The following is a 16,562-nucleotide window of genomic DNA, read 5'->3' as shown; positions in this document are numbered from 1 at the left end:
GTCAGAAAAACAATCCGGGAGTAGTTTACCTACAATGTTCGCACACGAACAAATTGATTGAGGTGATGAATGAGATTGATCGTGGGAATGACGGGGGCGACGGGTGCTCCGCTGGGCGTGGCGCTGCTGCAGGCGCTGCGGGAAATGCCGGAAGTAGAGACGCATCTGGTGATGTCGAAGTGGGCAAAAACCACCATTGAGCTGGAAACGCCTTACACCGCCCAGGACGTTGCTGCCCTGGCTGACGTCGTCCACAGCCCGGCTGACCAGGCCGCCACCATCTCCTCCGGCTCGTTTCGTACCGACGGCATGATCGTCATTCCCTGCAGCATGAAAACGCTGGCCGGGATCCGCGCGGGCTATGCCGAAGGGCTGGTGGGCCGTGCGGCGGATGTGGTGCTGAAAGAGGGGCGTAAGCTGGTACTGGTGCCCCGTGAAACGCCGCTCAGCACCATTCATCTGGAGAACATGCTGGCGCTCTCCCGCATGGGCGTGGCGATGGTGCCGCCCATGCCTGCGTACTACAACCACCCGCAAACCGCCGATGACATTACCCAGCATATTGTGACCCGCGTGCTCGACCAGTTTGGCCTGGAGCATAAAAAGGCGCGTCGCTGGAACGGGTTGCGGGAGGCGAAACATTTTTCACAGGAGAATAAAGATGGCATTTGATGATCTGAGAAGCTTCCTGCAGGCGCTCGATGAGCAAGGGCAACTGCTGAAAATTGAGGAAGAGGTAAACGCCGAGCCGGATCTGGCGGCGGCAGCCAACGCGACCGGCCGCATCGGTGACGGCGCGCCCGCGCTGTGGTTCGACAATATTCGCGGCTTTACCGATGCCCGCGTGGTGATGAACACCATCGGCTCCTGGCAAAATCACGCTATTTCGATGGGGCTGCCTGCGAACACGCCGGTGAAAAAGCAGATCGACGAGTTTATTCGCCGCTGGGATAAATTCCCGATTGCGCCAGAGCGCCGCGCCAACCCGGCCTGGGCGCAGAATACGGTGGACGGTGAAGACATTAACCTGTTCGACATCCTGCCGCTGTTCCGCCTGAACGACGGGGACGGTGGTTTTTATCTCGACAAAGCGTGCGTTGTCTCGCGCGATCCGCTCGACCCGGATAACTTCGGCAAGCAGAACGTTGGCATCTACCGCATGGAAGTGAAGGGCAAGCGCAAGCTCGGCCTGCAGCCGGTGCCGATGCACGATATCGCCCTGCATCTGCACAAAGCGGAAGAGCGCGGCGAAGACCTGCCGATTGCGATTACGCTGGGCAACGACCCGATCATCACCCTGATGGGCGCGACGCCGCTGAAATACGATCAGTCGGAATATGAAATGGCCGGTGCGCTCCGTGAAAGCCCGTACCCGATTGCCACCGCGCCGCTGACCGGCTTCGACGTGCCGTGGGGTTCTGAAGTGATCCTGGAAGGGGTGATTGAAGGCCGTAAGCGCGAAATTGAAGGGCCGTTCGGCGAGTTTACCGGACACTATTCCGGTGGCCGTAACATGACGGTGGTCCGTATCGACAAAGTTTCTTACCGCAGCAAACCGATCTTCGAATCCCTTTACCTCGGCATGCCGTGGACCGAGATTGATTATCTGATGGGGCCAGCCACCTGCGTGCCGCTCTACCAGCAGCTGAAAGCGGAGTTCCCGGAAGTGCAGGCGGTAAACGCGATGTACACCCACGGTCTGCTGGCGATCATCTCCACCAAAAAGCGTTACGGCGGCTTCGCCCGCGCGGTTGGCTTGCGCGCCATGACCACGCCGCACGGCCTGGGATACGTGAAGATGGTGATCATGGTGGATGAGGATGTCGACCCGTTCAACCTTCCGCAGGTGATGTGGGCGCTGTCATCGAAGGTCAACCCAGCAGGCGATCTTGTGCAGCTGCCGAACATGTCGGTGCTTGAACTCGATCCGGGATCCAGTCCGGCGGGCATTACCGACAAACTGATTATTGATGCGACCACGCCTGTCGCACCGGACACCCGGGGCCACTATAGCCAGCCGGTTCAGGATCTGCCTGAAACCAAAGCCTGGGCTGAAAAACTGACCGCGATGCTGGCTGCACGCCAATAAGGAGGAAAAGATGATTTGTCCACGTTGTGCCGATGAGCATATTGAAGTGATGGCGACGTCACCGGTGAAAGGGGTCTGGACCGTTTACCAGTGCCAGCATTGTCTGTATACCTGGCGCGATACCGAACCGCTGCGTCGTACCAGCCGCGAGCACTACCCGGAAGCGTTCCGCATGACGCAGAAGGATATTGACGAGGCGCCGCAGGTGCCGACAATCCCGCCGCTGCTCTAAAAAAAAGCCCGGTGGCGCTGCGCTTACCGGGCGATAACGTCGTGCGGTCTGTTTTGCCGGGTGCGGCTTCGCCTTACCCGGCCTACAAAACTCGTAGGCCCGGTAAGCGCAGCGCCACCGGGCAAAGACCGCAGAAAACTAAACCAGACTCTTCAACCGATAAATCCACTCCAGCGCCTGACGCGGCGTCAGGGAATCCGGATCGAGATTCTCCAGCGCTTCCACAGCAGGCGATGTCTCTTCCGCTGGCACCAGCAGCGACATCTGCGTACCATCGATCTGCGTCGCCGCCGCATTCGGTGACAGGCTTTCCAGCTCACGCAGTTTCTGACGCGCGCGCTTGATCACCTCTTTCGGTACACCGGCCAGCGCCGCAACGGCCAGACCATAGCTCTTGCTTGCCGCGCCATCCTGCACCGTGTGCATAAAGGCGATGGTGTCGCCGTGCTCCAGCGCATCAAGGTGGACGTTAGCCACGCCTTCCATTTTCTCCGGCAACTGCGTCAACTCGAAGTAGTGGGTGGCGAACAGCGTCATGGCCTTGATTTTATTCGCGAGGCTTTCCGCACAGGCCCAGGCCAGCGACAGACCATCGTAGGTTGACGTTCCGCGTCCGACTTCGTCCATCAGCACCAGGCTGTGCTCCGTCGCGTTATGCAGAATGTTAGCCGTTTCAGTCATTTCGACCATGAAGGTTGAGCGGCCGCTCGCCAGATCGTCCGCAGCCCCGACGCGGGTAAAGATACGGTCGATGGGGCCAATCTCCACGTTTTGCGCCGGAACGTAGCTGCCGATATAGGCAAGCAGGGCAATCAGCGCCGTCTGACGCATATAGGTACTCTTACCGCCCATGTTCGGACCGGTAATGATCAGCATTCTTCGCTGCGGCGACAGGCTCAGCGGGTTGGCGATGAACGGTTCGTTCAGCACCCGCTCGACCACCGGGTGACGGCCTTCGGTAATGCGAATGCCGGGCTTGTCGGTAAAGGTCGGGCAGGTGTAGTTCAGCGTTTCCGCGCGTTCGGCCAGGTTCACCAGCACGTCCAGTTCCGCCAGCGCGCTGGCGCTCAGCTGCAGGTCGGCCAGGTATGGCATCAGCATGTCAAACAGCTCTTCATAGAGCTGTTTTTCCAGCGCCAACGCTTTGCCTTTCGAGGTGAGAACTTTGTCCTCGTACTCTTTCAGCTCGGGAATGATGTAGCGTTCAGCGTTTTTCAACGTCTGGCGGCGCACGTAGTGAATCGGCGCCAGATGGCTCTGCCCGCGGCTGATTTGAATGTAGTAACCGTGAACCGCGTTATACCCCACCTTCAGGGTGTCGAGACCAAGACGCTCGCGCTCGCGGATCTCCAGCTTATCAAGGTAGTCCGTCGCGCCGTCGGCCAGCGCGCGCCATTCGTCCAGCTCCTCGTTGTAGCCCGGGGCAATCACGCCGCCATCACGCACGAGAACCGGAGGCGCATCAATAATGGCGCGTTCAAGCAGCTCGCGGAGTTCGGTAAATTCGCCCATGGTTTCGCGGAGTTTCTGTACCGGCGCGCTGTCAACGTCGCTCAGCTGCGCACGCAGTTCCGGCAGCTGCTGGAAAGCATGACGCATCCGCGCAAGATCGCGCGGTCGCGCCGTGCGCAGCGCCAGACGGGCCAGGATACGTTCCAGATCGCCCACCTGACGCAGGACCGGCTGCAGCTCGGTATAGCGATCCTGCAGGGCGGCAATCGTCTGCTGACGGCAAACCAGCGTAGCGGTATCGCGAATCGGCATATGCAGCCAGCGTTTCAGCATACGGCTGCCCATTGGCGTTACCGTATTGTCGAGGACCGACGCGAGCGTATTTTCTACGCCGCCCGCCAGGTTCTGGGTGATCTCCAGGTTACGGCGCGTGGCGGCATCCATGATGATGCTGTCCTGCTGGCGCTCCATGGTGATAGAGCGGATATGCGGCAGGGCGGTGCGCTGGGTATCTTTTACGTACTGCAGGAGGCAACCAGCCGCGCACAGCCCGCGCGGGGCATTTTCAACGCCAAAGCCAATCAGATCGCGGGTGCCAAACTGCAGATTCAGCTGCTGGCGCGCGGTATCAATTTCGAATTCCCAGAGCGGACGGCGGCGCAGCCCGCGACGACCTTCAATCAGCGCCATTTCGGCGAAATCTTCGGCGTAGAGCAGTTCTGCCGGGTTGGTGCGCTGCAGTTCGGCAGCCATCGTTTCACGATCGGCCGGTTCACTCAGACGAAAACGCCCGGAACTGATGTCCAGCGTCGCGTAGCCAAAGCCTTTGCCGTCCTGCCATAGCGCGGCCAGCAGGTTATCCTGGCGCTCCTGAAGCAGGGCTTCATCACTGATGGTGCCCGGCGTGACGATGCGCACGACCTTGCGCTCAACCGGACCTTTTGAGGTCGCGGGATCGCCGATCTGTTCGCAGATGGCAACAGACTCACCCTGATTCACCAGTTTCGCCAGGTAGTTTTCTACCGCGTGGTGCGGAATACCGGCCATTGGAATGGGTTCACCAGCCGATGCGCCCCGTTTGGTCAGCGAGATGTCGAGCAGCTGCGATGCGCGTTTGGCATCGTCATAAAACAGCTCGTAAAAATCGCCCATACGATAGAACAGCAGGATTTCCGGATGCTGTGCCTTCAGCTTCAGATACTGCTGCATCATCGGCGTATGTGCGTCGAAATTGTCGAGTGTGCTCATGGAGTTATGATGTCCATTTCTTTGAATATAAACCGTTTTGAGCGGCTCAGTGGCCGTTTGTTCCTTCTATTGTCGCATGAAAAAAAGGTACGGCGCAGAAAAATGTCGCCGCTTTACGAGGCATCTTCCGGCATGAGCTCAATGACGATTTTTCCATGCTCCACACCCACTCGCACCCGGGAGTGGGTGGTAAACCCTGCCTTTTCAAGCCAGTCACCTTTTAAGCTCAGCGCCGCATGCACGCTGTAGCGCTTCGGTATCTTGGTATTGCGGTCTTCATGGCGCTTTCTGAAATATCCCACTGTTAAATGGCGATAGGGTTTGTTGATAGCGAGTTCTTGCATAGGGTCTCCCGACAACACGGATAAAAGTCATTACTAATGCCTGTATAAAATACCAGTGATGGTTGGGCCTTGCAGGGCTAAAACTGGAATCAGGCTTCAGAAAACGACATGCAATAACTGAAATCCCGCATTGAAAGGTGTATTATTTTTGCACTTTATTGTTCGGTAAGTCGCTATGTCCGGTAAACGAATTTCACGCGAAAAAGAGACCATCGCGAAAATGATCGCGCTGTATCAGAAGCAGTGTCCTCAGGCCTCTGTGGAAGAGGGGCACTATCAGGCGCTAAATGCCTATGCCGATAAGCGTCTGGATAAATGCGTTTTCGGGGAGGAAAAGCCCGCCTGTAAACAGTGTCCGGTCCACTGCTACCAGCCTGCAAAACGCGAAGAGATGAAGCAGATTATGCGCTGGGCAGGCCCGCGAATGCTCTGGCGTCACCCCATTCTGACCGTCCGCCATCTGATGGATGACCGTCGTCCCGTACCGGAACTGCCGGAAAAGTATCGTCCGAAAAAGTGACCGGTTCAGCTTCTGAGCGGGCGGCAAATCACGTTAAGGGCCAGCGCGCTGCAGAGCGGGAAGAGGGCCAGCAGCAGCCAGGGGAGCATCGCCTGCGTTGAGGGCACCAGCGCGCGATCCAGCAGGCTGCCAAACAGCAAATTTCCGGCCAGTACCGCAATGCCTCCGGCGGTGGCGAGTGCGCCGTAGTGCGCCCCCAGCGTGGACTCCTCGGCAAACCGGGGGACCAGGTCCTTAGCTGAGGGTACCAGCAGCATCTGTCCCAGCGTCAACAGCGTCACGAAACAGACCGACGGCAGCAGGCGCAGCCAGCCCTCAGGCGGTGCCGTCGGCGCAAACATTGCCACGCTTGCAAAGGCGGCGGAGAGGAATAAAAAGCCCACCGGCAGGATCCTCACCGCGCCCACGCGCCGGGCGAAACGCGCCAGCGGCAGCTGTAAAGCAACAATCAGTACAGAGGCCAGCATAAAAAGCGGGCCGAGATCTTTCTCGTTACCGCCGGCGCGCTGGATCTCTACCGGCAGCGCCAGATAGAGCTGGTTATAGCTTAAAAGCCACGAGCTATAGGCAATGATAAAGGCGACAAAGCGGGGCTGGCGGAACGTCGTCCACCAGGGAACGAGCTTTAGCGTCCGCGCGGCGTGGCGTGACGCGGGCAGGCAAAAGTAGAGAACCACCAGCGCAACGAGAAAGACTCCAGCGCCCGCCAGCGCCACCTGGCGAAAGCCCAGGCCGGTGAGCAGGGCGCCGGCAACCGGGCCCAGTACCGCACCGAGTTCCCCGCAGACTGCAAAGAGCGCGAACCACTCCGCCCGGCTTCGTTTACCTTTCGCCTCGCTGTGCGTGCCCGCTTTCGCCAGCAATGCCTCAATAGAGGGAGAAAACAGCGCGCCGCCCACCCCCGTCAGGCACGCGCCCAGAATAATCGGCCACAGCGATTCTCCAAGCGCCAGCAGCAGATACCCCGCGACGCGAATAATGCACCCGCTCAGGATAACGATTTTCGCGCCAAACCGGTCCGAGAGCGCGCCGCCGACGATAAACATCCCCTGCTGAGAGAACGTGCGCAGGCCGAGGATCAGCCCGATCAGCCCGCCGGAGAGCAGCATATCGTCGCGCAGGAATATCGCCAGGAAGGGGACAACGGCGTAAAAGCCGATGTTAAAAACAAACTGGCTACCCAGTAAAACGGGCGGCCAGAGCGTGGTGGCAGGGCGAAGGGGCATCGTTGGTCACTCGCCCCTAAACGATAAAGTGAATGTGTTTTTTGCCATGGAACGGCGAGATCTCGATTTTGGTTTTGACCCGGAAGACGTCCCAGAGCAACGACTCGGACAGGATGTCCTGCGGTGTCCCCGTCGCCACAATTTGCCCTTTCTGCATCACAATCAGCGAGTCGCAGAACATCGAGGCGTGGTTGAGATCGTGGATAGCGACAATGCTGGTGACCGGTAATTCGCTGATCAACTGCATCAACTGCATCTGATGATGAATGTCCAGGTGGTTTGTTGGTTCATCCAGCAGGATTTCCGTCGGGGTCTGGGCCAGCGCGCGGGCAATGTGGACGCGCTGGCGCTCACCGCCGGAGAGGCTCAGCCACCCCTGGTCGCTTTTATCCAGCATATCCACGCGCTGCAGAGCGGCGGTGACGGTTTCGTCATCGTGCGTGCTCCAGTTGGAAAAGGCGGAGTGGTGCGGAATCCGCCCGAGTTTGACCACGTCGCGCACGCGCATGTTGGCGTCAGTCATGCCGTGCTGCTCCACGAAGGCGACCCGGCGGGCCAGCTGCTTTTTGGCAATACGAGAGATGTCCTGGCCGTCCAGCGTCACACAGCCCGCATCCGGGCGACGCAGCCCCGCGAGGATACGTAAAAGAGACGATTTACCGCAGCCGTTAGGGCCAAGCAGTCCTACCGTTTCGCCCCGGGAAACCTTCAGCGAGACGTCATTAACGATGACTTTTTTGCCGACCTTCCAGGTAATATTTTCAGCGCAGATGCTCATCACTTATTCCTTGAGCGGTAGATAATCACGGCAAAGAACGGAACGCCAACCAGCGCGGTGACCACGCCGACGGGCAGGCTTTGCGGCGCAATCAGCATGCGTGAGGCAATGTCTGCCAGCACCATCAGGATCGCGCCTGCCAGCGCGCTGGCAATCAGCAGCGTGCGGTGCAGCGGCCCGAACAGGAAACGCATGACGTGCGGCACCACCAGCCCGACAAAGCCGATTGACCCCGCCATGCTGACGATGGTTGCGGTAATCAGCGCGGTGGTGGTAAAGAGCGCCAGGCGCACCCAGGGGACTGCAATGCCCAGCGACGCCGCGGCGTCATCGCCGAACGTAAAGGCATCCAGCGCCCGGGAATAGTAGAGGCACACGGCTAACCCAATCAGCACCACGACCAGTGCCAGCTGGAATTCAGGCCAGCGTACGCCGCTGAAGCTGCCCAGCAGCCAGAACATCACGTCGCGCGCCTGCTGGGCACTGGCGGAGGTGCTAATGGTGTAGGCGGTAATGGCGTTAAAAAGCTGTGAGGCGGCGACGCCTGCCAGAATCGTACGTTCATTCCCGCCGCGCGCCCCGTTCGTCAGAAACGCGACAAACGCAAACGCGGCGAACGCCCCGGCAAAGGCTCCGGCAGAGAGCGACACCGCACCGGTGCCGATCCCCAATACGACGACAGAAACCGCCCCGGTCGATGCGCCCGCGGACACGCCGAGCACGTAGGGTTCCGCCAGCGCGTTCTTCAGCAGGCTCTGCAATACGGCCCCGCAGATGGCCAGACCTGCGCCGCAGCAGGCCGCCACCAGCGCGCGGCTCAGGCGGAAGTCCCAGATCACGCTCTCATAGATGCGAGTGAGCGGAACATCGGTGAGCCCCATTTTATTGCTGATGGCGAAAAACACGTTATCCAGCGGGATGGACAGCTCGCCGACGCTGACGCTCAGCGCGATAACCAGAAATAGCAGGACAAAGGCGAGCAAACACGAGGTCGTCAGAACCAGGCTCTGCCTGGCCTGAAGGACAGCGGTGGTCATCAGTGCAGCCCCAGTTTTCTGAGCTGTTCGCCAACCTGCTCAGCCCCGTAAATCGTGCGAATTGTCGGGTTCATGGCCTGACCGTCCATCACCACGATATGGCCTTTTTTCACCGCGTCCAGCTGGCTGACGGCCGGATCGCTTTTCAGGAATTTGATTTTCTCTTCCGCGTTATCCAGCGCCCAGCGGTTGCGATCCAGGCTCGAGACCACAATCACATCCGGATTGGCGGCAATAATGCTTTCCCAGCCCACGGTTGGCCATTCGGTCTCTGAGGTGATGGCGTTATGCCCGCCCATCAGGCTGGCGATAAACCCGGAGGGGCTATTTTTACCGCCTACGTAGGCGTCCGCAGAGGGGGAGGAGCTGGAGAACCAGAAAACAAACGATAGGTCTTTTTTGTTCTTGCCGAATTCCTTACGCAAGTCAGCCTCACGTTTTTTGAAATCGGCAATCACGGCCTGACCGCGGTCTTCAACGTTAAAGATTTTGGCGAAATCCTCAATCTCCTGATAGAGATACGTCATATCCCACAGTTTCTGGCGGCTGCCGTACATATCGCCGGTGGCTTTTTTGGTCGCACACATGCCCGGGGACACGTAGCTGTTCACGCCCAGGGTCATCAGATCGTCGCGTTTTGCGACCTTGCTTTCTGGCCCCAGCAGCAGCGGTGACTGCGCGGGGACAAAGTCGGGATTTTGCGCAAGCACGGATTCAAGGGTAGGGATTTCGACCGTCAGGGTTTTGATTTTTGCGTTCTGGTCCGCCAGCTGCGGCAGCACTTTCGTCGGCCAGAAGGCGCTGGCCTTCACCTTATCTTCCAGCCCCAGCAGGAGCAGAATTTCGACGGTATTCTGACCCAGAGCCACGACGCGTTCCGGCGCTTTGGTGAATGTCTCTTTATAGCCACAGTTTTCAATCGTCAGAGGATATGTGGTTGCCAGAGCAGAACTGACCGACGCAACCGCCAGGCCTAACGCGCAGATGACCTTCTTCATGAAACGCTACCCTTGATTAATATTATTATTGATGCAAATGAAACTCATTATTAAGGCGGAATTTTATACAGAGGAAACGATTTTGTGTCAATGAGGGACAATTGCGCAGGGTAACGAAAGGCGGTGCCAGAAAAACACCGCCGGATTGGGGCTTAAACCAGGCTCTCTTTGTCGAGCCCGAGACGCTTCATGCGCGACAGCAGGGTAGTGCGTTTTAACCCTAAACGCTGGGCGGCACCTTTTGGCCCGGCGACCACGCCGTTGGTCTCTTTGAGTACGCGCATAATGAGCTGATATTCATCTTCTCCCTCTTTCGCCGTCTCGGCGGCGGGTACGGTCACGTCAGGCAGCGTCACTTCAGGCAGGGAGAGCTGCAGCACATTGCCGCGCGTCAGCAGCACCGCACGCTCGATGACGTTTTCCAGCTCGCGCACGTTGCCGGGCCACTCCATCGATGAAAGGGTACGTAACGTCTCGGCAGGAATGCTGTCGATGTTTCGCCCCATCCGACGCGCGATCTTGGCGGTAAACGCTTTGACCAGCAGGGGAATATCTTCCGGGCGCTCGCGCAGCGGCGGCAGGAAGATCGGGAAGACGTTCAGGCGATAGTAGAGATCGCTGCGAAACTCGCGGTCGGCGACCATTTTTTTCAGGTCGCGGTTGGTGGCGGCAATCAGCCGCACGTCAGTCTGGATAAGCTTGTTGCTGCCAAGACGTTCAAACTCCTGCTCCTGCAGAACACGCAGCAGTTTCGGCTGTAGCTCCAGCGGCATATCGCCCACTTCGTCGAGAAACAGCGAGCTCTTGTCCGCCAGCTCAAAACGGCCCAGCCGCTGGCTGCTGGCCCCGGTGAATGCACCGCGCTCGTGGCCGAACAGGTCGCTTTCCAGCAGGCCTGCAGGCATCGCCGCGCAGTTCATCTTCACCATCCGACGGCTGTTGCGGTTGCTCAGGTTGTGGATGGCCCGGGCAATCAGCTCTTTACCCGTACCGGTTTCGCCCAGGATCAGCACCGTGCTGTCGCTTTGCGCCACCATCTCAACCTGCTTGAGCACGCTGTACATGGCGTCGCTGCGCCCGATGATTTCACCAAACTCGCTGTCCACGTTGTTGAGCTGTTCGGTCAGGGCCAGGTTCTCATCCACCAGCCGCTCTTTCAGGCGGTGGATCTCCTGATAGGCGAGGGCGTTATCCAGCGCGATGGAGATACGCTCGGCGATCTGGCGCAGCAGCTTCAGGTTGGCGGTGGTAAACACGGCTTCATCACACTGCGCCAGCTTCAGCACCCCCAGCATGGTGTTGCCGGACATCAGGGGAAGCAGGCACAGGGTCTGTATCTTGTTGCCCCAGGTGTTAAACAGCATCCGCTCGTACGGTGCCACCGGGTCCTGCTCGCTCAGGTTGAGCAGCAGGATCTCTTTGCTCTTAAACACCCGCTCAGACAGGGTGCCCGCTTCGTCCACTTCGCTCTGCTCGTGCGCCGGGTTGGCTTCATCCAGATAATGCGTGGAGTAGATGTTCAGCTTGCCCTTGCGATGGCCGCGCAGCGCGATACTGATGGCATCGATTTTGAAATAGTGGTGGATCTCTTTCGACACTTCGCTGACCAGCTCGTCCATATCAAGGCGCGACAGCACGGCGTTGGTGATGGCAACCAGAATGCGGAAGTTGTCGCGCTCGCGGCTCAGCAGGTCGTAATCCACGTTATTGGTCACGCGGCTTTGGATCTGCTCCGCGACGACGGCCACAATCTGGGTAAAGGTGTGCAGACGCTCGTATTCCGCCTCGCTCCAGGGCTGGTCGGTCGTGCGAATAAACTCGCAGCCACCAAAAATATGGCCCTCCGCCGCCAGCGGCAGCATGCTGTAGTGGCCGAACGGCTGGTAGAGGTTGCTCTCCGCGAGCCGCGGCCACGCCGTGCGGAACTCCTCAAAGTTGCAGTGCAGCGCTTCCGGACGGGAGAGAATACGGCGCACCGGGCCATGCGCGAGATACGTTTCGTCTTCGTACTCAAACGTTTTGCCATTATCGCGCGTTGAATAGTAGCTCGCGCGGTGCGTTCCGCTATGCCACAGTACAATCGCCGCGCTGTCGGCCAGCGCTGATTGCCTGACCAGCCGCGTCAGGGCATCGCTCAGCGCGCCGAGATCGGGCTGCTGTAAAAGTGTGCGCGTGATATCAAACAGGCCCTGCTGTCCAAGATCGCTCATCGGTGTATACGGCATTATTGCTTTCCAATAGAAACTGGCAAAAAAGAGACATTCAGTGCTGACCGCTTATGGCGCGGCTCTAGCAAATTCGGGGTAACGGTTCCGCGTGCGGCAGGTCCAGCGTGCGCTTCACGCCGTAAAGTCCGGTCAGGCGCACCCCCTTGCGCTCAACCACTTCGCCAATGATGGCGGCCTCTTTCCCTAATGGATGCGCGCGCAGCTCTGCAAGAACGGCTTCCGCCGCCGCGCGTTCCACGCCGATCACCAGCTTGCCTTCGTTAGCAAAGTTCAGTGGGTCAAGTCCCAATAGTTCGCACAGCCCGCGCACGGCAGCTTTTACAGGCAGGCCACGCTCGGTCAGTTCAATTCCGCACCCGCTGCTTGCGGCGAATTCGTGAACCACCGCATTCACCCCGCCACGGGTGGCATCACGCAAGGCCTTCACGCCGGGAATAGCACACAGCGTCTGAATCAGCGGGGTGAGCACCGCGCAGTCGCTGCGCAGTTCACCGTCCAGCCCTAAGCCTTCGCGCAGGTTAAGGATAGTCGCTCCGTGGCAGCCCAGCGTGCCGGTTACCAGCAGCACGTCGCCCGCGCTAAGCCGCTGTGCGCCCCAGTGAATGTTGGCGGGGATAGCCCCCATTCCGGCGGTGTTGATAAACAGCTTATCGGCCGCACCGCGCTGGACCACTTTGGTGTCCCCGGTGACGATAGCGATACCCGCCTCGCGCGCGGTGTGTGCCATGCTGTTCACCACCGCCGTGAGCGTCTCCATCGGCAGACCCTCTTCGAGGATGAATCCGCAGGAGAGGTAGCGGGGAATGGCGCCGCTGACGGCCACGTCGTTGGCCGTGCCGCAGACGGCGAGCTTGCCGATATCGCCGCCGGGAAAGAACAGCGGATCGATGACATAGCTGTCGGTGGAGAAGGCCAGCCGGTCACCTTGGGCGGTAAGGGTGGCGAGGTCAATGCGCGCCTGGTCTTCCTGCTCGTCGAGCCAGGGGTTGTTAAAGGCCTCCATGAACAGCCGGTTAATCAGCTGCTGCATCGCCTGTCCACCGCTTCCGTGCGCCATTTCCACCGTGTTCATGCTTCACACTCCTGGTTGCGATATTGATACCACGCGGCGCATGCCCCTTCGGAGGAGACCATCAGCGCGCCAAACGCCGTTTGCGGGTTACAGGTATTGCCAAACAACGGACACTGATGCGGTTTGCATTTGCCGGTGAGCACCTCGCCACAGCGGGCCCGGGGATCGTCGCAAACCTGCTGCGGCTGCGGGCGGAAATGCGCTTCGGCGTCGAACGCGCGATAGGCTGGCGTCAGGCGCACGCCGGATTCGGCAATCAGCCCCAGTCCTCGCCACTCGCTGTCGCCTTCGACGCTGAACACCTCCGCAATGGCACGCTGAGCCCGTTCATTGCCGGCATCCGGTACCACGCGGCGGTACTGGTTTTCAACCGCGCTCAGGGCCGCTATTTTCTGCTCAACCAGCATGGTGACACCTTGCAGTAGATCAAGTGGTTCGAAACCAGCCACCACTAACGGACGATTGTACTGTTCAGCGATAAAACCGTAGGCGTCTGTGCCAATCACCATGCTGACGTGGCCCGGTGCCAGAAAGGCGTCAATGCCGTTGCCTGGCGCTTCCAGCAGGCTGCGCAGGGTGGGGATAAGCGTAATGTGCTGGCAGAAGAAGAAAAAGTTATCGACGCCGCGCGCTTTCGCCTGCTGCAGCGTGATGGCCGTCGCGGGCATGGTGGTTTCAAACCCCAGGCCAAAAAATACCACCTTGCGCGCGGGGTTATCCGCTGCCAGCGTCAGGGCATCCATCGGCGAATAGACGATCCGGATGTCGGCCCCGCGCGCTTTCGCCTGCAGCAGCGAGCCGTTTTTCCCCGGCACGCGCATCGCGTCGCCAAAGGTGCAGAATATGACGTCGGGCTGGCTGGCAATCTCGATACAGCTGTCGATGCGTCCCATTGGCAGCACGCAGACCGGGCAGCCGGGGCCGTGGATAAACTCAATGTTCTCCGGCAGCAGCTGGTCGAGGCCAAATTTGAAGATCGCGTGCGTGTGCCCGCCGCACACCTCCATGATCCGCAGCGGCCTTTCTTTGGTGTAGTCCAGCCGCGCCGCGCGCGTTTTGAGGTGTCCGATAAGCTGCAGCACCTGCTCCGGCGCGCGGTATTCATCAACGTAACGCATGATTACCGCTCCTCGCCGTACAGCAGCGCGCCGACGTCCGGCTCCACGTCGAACATGTTTTGCAACGCATCCAGCGTGTCGCGGGCTTCCGCTTCGTTAATCACGCTCATGGCAAACCCCACGTGGACCAGCACCCACTGGCCGAGACGCGACGCGCCCGTTTCATCGGTGCTGCCCACCAGCGTCAGGTCGACGTCGCGCAGGATGCCGCAGACCTCGACTTTGGCCTGATTACCGTTGAGGGAATGGATTTGTCCCGGTACGCCTATGCACATCGTTCGTTCTCCAGCCAGCGTAACCAGCCGTCCATGCCGTCGCCGCGCGTGGCGGAGACCATCATGATCTCAATCTCCGGGTTCACTTCGCGGGCATACGCCAGGCACTTATCCACGTCGAAATTCAGGTACGGCAGCAGGTCGACTTTGTTCAGCAGCATCAGGGATGCCGCGGCGAACATGTGGGGGTATTTCAGCGGCTTGTCTTCGCCCTCGGTCACCGAAAGCACCGCCACCTTGTGTCGTTCACCCAGATCGAAGCTCGCCGGGCAGACCAGGTTGCCGACGTTTTCAATAAACAGGATGCCGTTATCCGCCAGCGGCAGGCGCGGGGCGGCGTCGGCAATCATCTGCGCATCCAGGTGGCAGCCTTTGCCGGTGTTAACCTGAATTGCCGGGGTGCCGGTTTCGCGGATGCGCGCCGCGTCGTTTACCGTTTGCTGGTCGCCCTCGATCACCGCGCAGGAGACGCGCCCGTTGAGGCGTTTGAGCGTTTCGGTCAGCAGCGTGGTTTTACCGGATCCGGGGCTGGAGACCAGGTTCAGCGCCAGCTGTTTGCGGGTGGCAAAGCGGGCGCGGTTGCGGGCGGCGATCTGGTTATTTTTGTCCAGCACGTTGATTTCCACGTCCAGCATCTGGCGCTGGCTCATGCCCGGCGCGTGGGTACCCGCTTCGCCGTGGCCGTAATGCAGGTCGCCCGCGTCGGAACGCTGCGGCGCAAAGGTAATGCCGGTCAGGGCTGCCGCAGGGCGCGGGGCAGGGGAAAAGGGCGCGGAGCGAAACGCGGAGTGGGGGCGGTGCTCATCCCCTTCTATATACAGGTTGCCTTCGGCGCAACCGCAGGTACTACACATACTTTACTCCTTCTCGATTTCGAGGCGTTGGATCTGCATGCCGTCATCCGCCACGATGCGCAGCCCGGTGCTCTGACACTGCGGACAGCGCTGTACCTTTGATGAGAGCAGGGTGACGTATTGCTGACACTGTTCGCACCAGCACTCCGCCTGCTGCTCCTCAATATGCAGTTCGCAGCCTTCCGCCAGCGTGCCGCGGCACACCAGCTCAAAACAGAAGGTCAGGGCGCTGGTCTCGACGCAGGAAAACGCCCCGACCTTCAGCCAGACGCCGGTGACGCGTTTCGCGTGGTTTTGCACAGCCTGCTGTTCGATAAGTTCCAGAGCCCGCTGGCAGAGGGTGATTTCGTGCATGACGCCTCCTCAATGAATTGCCCCGGTAATGCAATAACAGTGCCAGCTTGATTTTTGTTAAGGCGTGTCGATGTCACCGCTGTCGAAATGACACGTCGACACCGCGATATTGACAGCGAATTTTTAATTAAATCCATTGAAAATCATAAGCATAAAAACTGGCATGGAATCTGCTTAACAGCCGCTATCTCCATTAAACGGATACCTTTTATGACTATTTGGGAAATCAGCGAAAAAGCGGAATACATCGCGCAGCGTCATCAGCAGTTACAGGACCAGTGGCACCTTTACTGCAACTCTCTGGTTCAGGGCATTACCTTGTCGAAAGCGCGTCTTCACCACGCGATGAGCTGTGCGGCGCAGGGCGATATGCGCTTTGTCCTCTTCGGCCATTTCATCATCAATGTCACCCTGGCGGATAACTTCAACAGCCACACCATCGAGTACTACCTCGAGACAAAAGACGGTGAAAAACAGTGTATTGCAAAGGCGCAGCTGATGGCTGACGGCATGGTGGACGGCCACGTCAGCAACCGCGATCGCCAGCAGGTACTGGAGCACTATCTGGAAAAAATCGCCCCGGTTTATAACGGCCTGTACACCGCCGTTGAACACGATCTCCCGGTCAACCTGAAGCAGCTGATGGACGGAAATACCTCAGCGAACGTGGCCTGACCCCCCGTGTGTCGAGAAGTGTCGACAAGACAGTTTTTCGTCAAAAATGACTATCACCAGAG

General features: G+C 59.2%; 17 protein-coding genes. 5 read left to right on the top strand and 12 right to left on the bottom strand.

Annotated elements, in window-relative coordinates:
* Positions 1-69: 69 nt before the first annotated feature.
* From BFV67_RS17435 to BFV67_RS17425, 3 genes are read left to right on the top strand one after another with little or no spacing between them, the layout of a single operon-like run.
* On the top strand, positions 70-672 hold the full coding sequence (locus BFV67_RS17435) for a non-oxidative hydroxyarylic acid decarboxylases subunit B (RefSeq protein WP_008499595.1): 603 nt from the start codon (positions 70-72) through the stop codon (positions 670-672).
* The gene (locus BFV67_RS17430; RefSeq protein WP_069598732.1) at positions 662-2,089 is read left to right on the top strand and encodes a non-oxidative hydroxyarylic acid decarboxylases subunit C; all 1,428 of its coding nucleotides are present in this window, start codon (positions 662-664) and stop codon (positions 2,087-2,089) included. Before BFV67_RS17435 ends, BFV67_RS17430 begins: the two co-directional genes overlap by 11 nt.
* Positions 2,090-2,099: 10 nt before the next feature.
* Entirely contained in the window at positions 2,100-2,321 is a 222-nt protein-coding gene (locus tag BFV67_RS17425; protein ID WP_003862116.1) for a non-oxidative hydroxyarylic acid decarboxylases subunit D, read from the top strand.
* 138 nt (positions 2,322-2,459) lie between these two features.
* On the opposite strand, the gene mutS is transcribed toward BFV67_RS17425, so the two are convergent.
* Positions 2,460-5,021, bottom strand: coding sequence for a DNA mismatch repair protein MutS (gene mutS, locus BFV67_RS17420; protein WP_069598731.1), 2,562 nt, complete (start codon positions 5,019-5,021; stop codon positions 2,460-2,462).
* A gap of 113 nt (positions 5,022-5,134) precedes the next feature.
* Positions 5,135-5,365, bottom strand: a complete 231-nt coding sequence (locus BFV67_RS17415) for a SymE family type I addiction module toxin (RefSeq protein ID WP_044597727.1) — start codon at positions 5,363-5,365, stop codon at positions 5,135-5,137.
* 175 nt (positions 5,366-5,540) lie between these two features.
* On the opposite strand from BFV67_RS17415, the gene BFV67_RS17410 reads away from it, so the two are divergent.
* Entirely contained in the window at positions 5,541-5,885 is a 345-nt protein-coding gene (locus BFV67_RS17410) for a nitrous oxide-stimulated promoter family protein (RefSeq protein ID WP_008499590.1), read from the top strand.
* Positions 5,886-5,890: 5 nt separating this feature from the next.
* Here BFV67_RS17410 and BFV67_RS17405 read toward each other — a convergent pair whose 3' ends face one another.
* From BFV67_RS17405 to hypA, 10 genes are all read right to left on the bottom strand, one after another.
* Entirely contained in the window at positions 5,891-7,111 is a 1,221-nt protein-coding gene (locus BFV67_RS17405; RefSeq protein WP_008499589.1) for an MDR family MFS transporter, read from the bottom strand.
* 16 nt (positions 7,112-7,127) lie between these two features.
* A complete protein-coding gene (gene eitC, locus BFV67_RS17400; RefSeq protein WP_008499588.1) occupies positions 7,128-7,889 on the bottom strand; it encodes a siderophore ABC transporter ATP-binding protein EitC in 762 nt (253 codons plus the stop codon).
* Positions 7,889-8,926 carry a FecCD family ABC transporter permease gene (locus tag BFV67_RS17395; protein WP_069598730.1) on the bottom strand — a complete coding sequence of 346 codons (1,038 nt, stop codon included), beginning with the start codon at positions 8,924-8,926 and terminating at the stop codon, positions 7,889-7,891. The genes eitC and BFV67_RS17395 overlap by 1 nt, the downstream gene beginning before the upstream one ends.
* Complete coding sequence (gene eitA, locus BFV67_RS17390; RefSeq protein WP_023344804.1) at positions 8,926-9,924, bottom strand: siderophore ABC transporter substrate-binding protein EitA; 999 nt, start codon at positions 9,922-9,924, stop codon at positions 8,926-8,928. The genes BFV67_RS17395 and eitA overlap by 1 nt, the downstream gene beginning before the upstream one ends.
* Before the next feature lie 152 nt (positions 9,925-10,076).
* Positions 10,077-12,149: a formate hydrogenlyase transcriptional activator FlhA gene (flhA, locus tag BFV67_RS17385; protein WP_069598729.1), complete on the bottom strand. Its 2,073-nt coding sequence runs from the start codon at positions 12,147-12,149 to the stop codon at positions 10,077-10,079.
* Between the two features lie 64 nt (positions 12,150-12,213).
* Complete coding sequence (gene hypE, locus BFV67_RS17380) at positions 12,214-13,224, bottom strand: hydrogenase expression/formation protein HypE (protein WP_045418277.1); 1,011 nt, start codon at positions 13,222-13,224, stop codon at positions 12,214-12,216.
* Positions 13,221-14,342, bottom strand: a complete 1,122-nt coding sequence (gene hypD, locus BFV67_RS17375) for a hydrogenase formation protein HypD (RefSeq protein ID WP_063418087.1) — start codon at positions 14,340-14,342, stop codon at positions 13,221-13,223. The genes hypE and hypD overlap by 4 nt, the downstream gene beginning before the upstream one ends.
* A gap of 2 nt (positions 14,343-14,344) precedes the next feature.
* Positions 14,345-14,617, bottom strand: a complete 273-nt coding sequence (locus BFV67_RS17370) for a HypC/HybG/HupF family hydrogenase formation chaperone (protein ID WP_008499582.1) — start codon at positions 14,615-14,617, stop codon at positions 14,345-14,347.
* Positions 14,608-15,471, bottom strand: coding sequence for a hydrogenase nickel incorporation protein HypB (hypB, locus tag BFV67_RS17365; protein ID WP_039265545.1), 864 nt, complete (start codon positions 15,469-15,471; stop codon positions 14,608-14,610). Before hypB ends, BFV67_RS17370 begins: the two co-directional genes overlap by 10 nt.
* Before the next feature lie 3 nt (positions 15,472-15,474).
* Positions 15,475-15,825, bottom strand: a complete 351-nt coding sequence (gene hypA, locus BFV67_RS17360; RefSeq protein WP_008499580.1) for a hydrogenase maturation nickel metallochaperone HypA — start codon at positions 15,823-15,825, stop codon at positions 15,475-15,477.
* A gap of 210 nt (positions 15,826-16,035) precedes the next feature.
* Between hypA and hycA the strand changes: the two genes are divergently transcribed.
* Positions 16,036-16,500, top strand: coding sequence for a formate hydrogenlyase regulator HycA (gene hycA / locus BFV67_RS17355; RefSeq protein WP_008499579.1), 465 nt, complete (start codon positions 16,036-16,038; stop codon positions 16,498-16,500).
* Positions 16,501-16,562 lie beyond the last annotated feature (62 nt).

This window comes from Enterobacter roggenkampii, assembly GCF_001729805.1.
Taxonomy (GTDB): Bacteria; Pseudomonadota; Gammaproteobacteria; order Enterobacterales; family Enterobacteriaceae; genus Enterobacter; species Enterobacter roggenkampii.
This window is presented reverse-complemented; position numbering and strand designations above follow the sequence as displayed.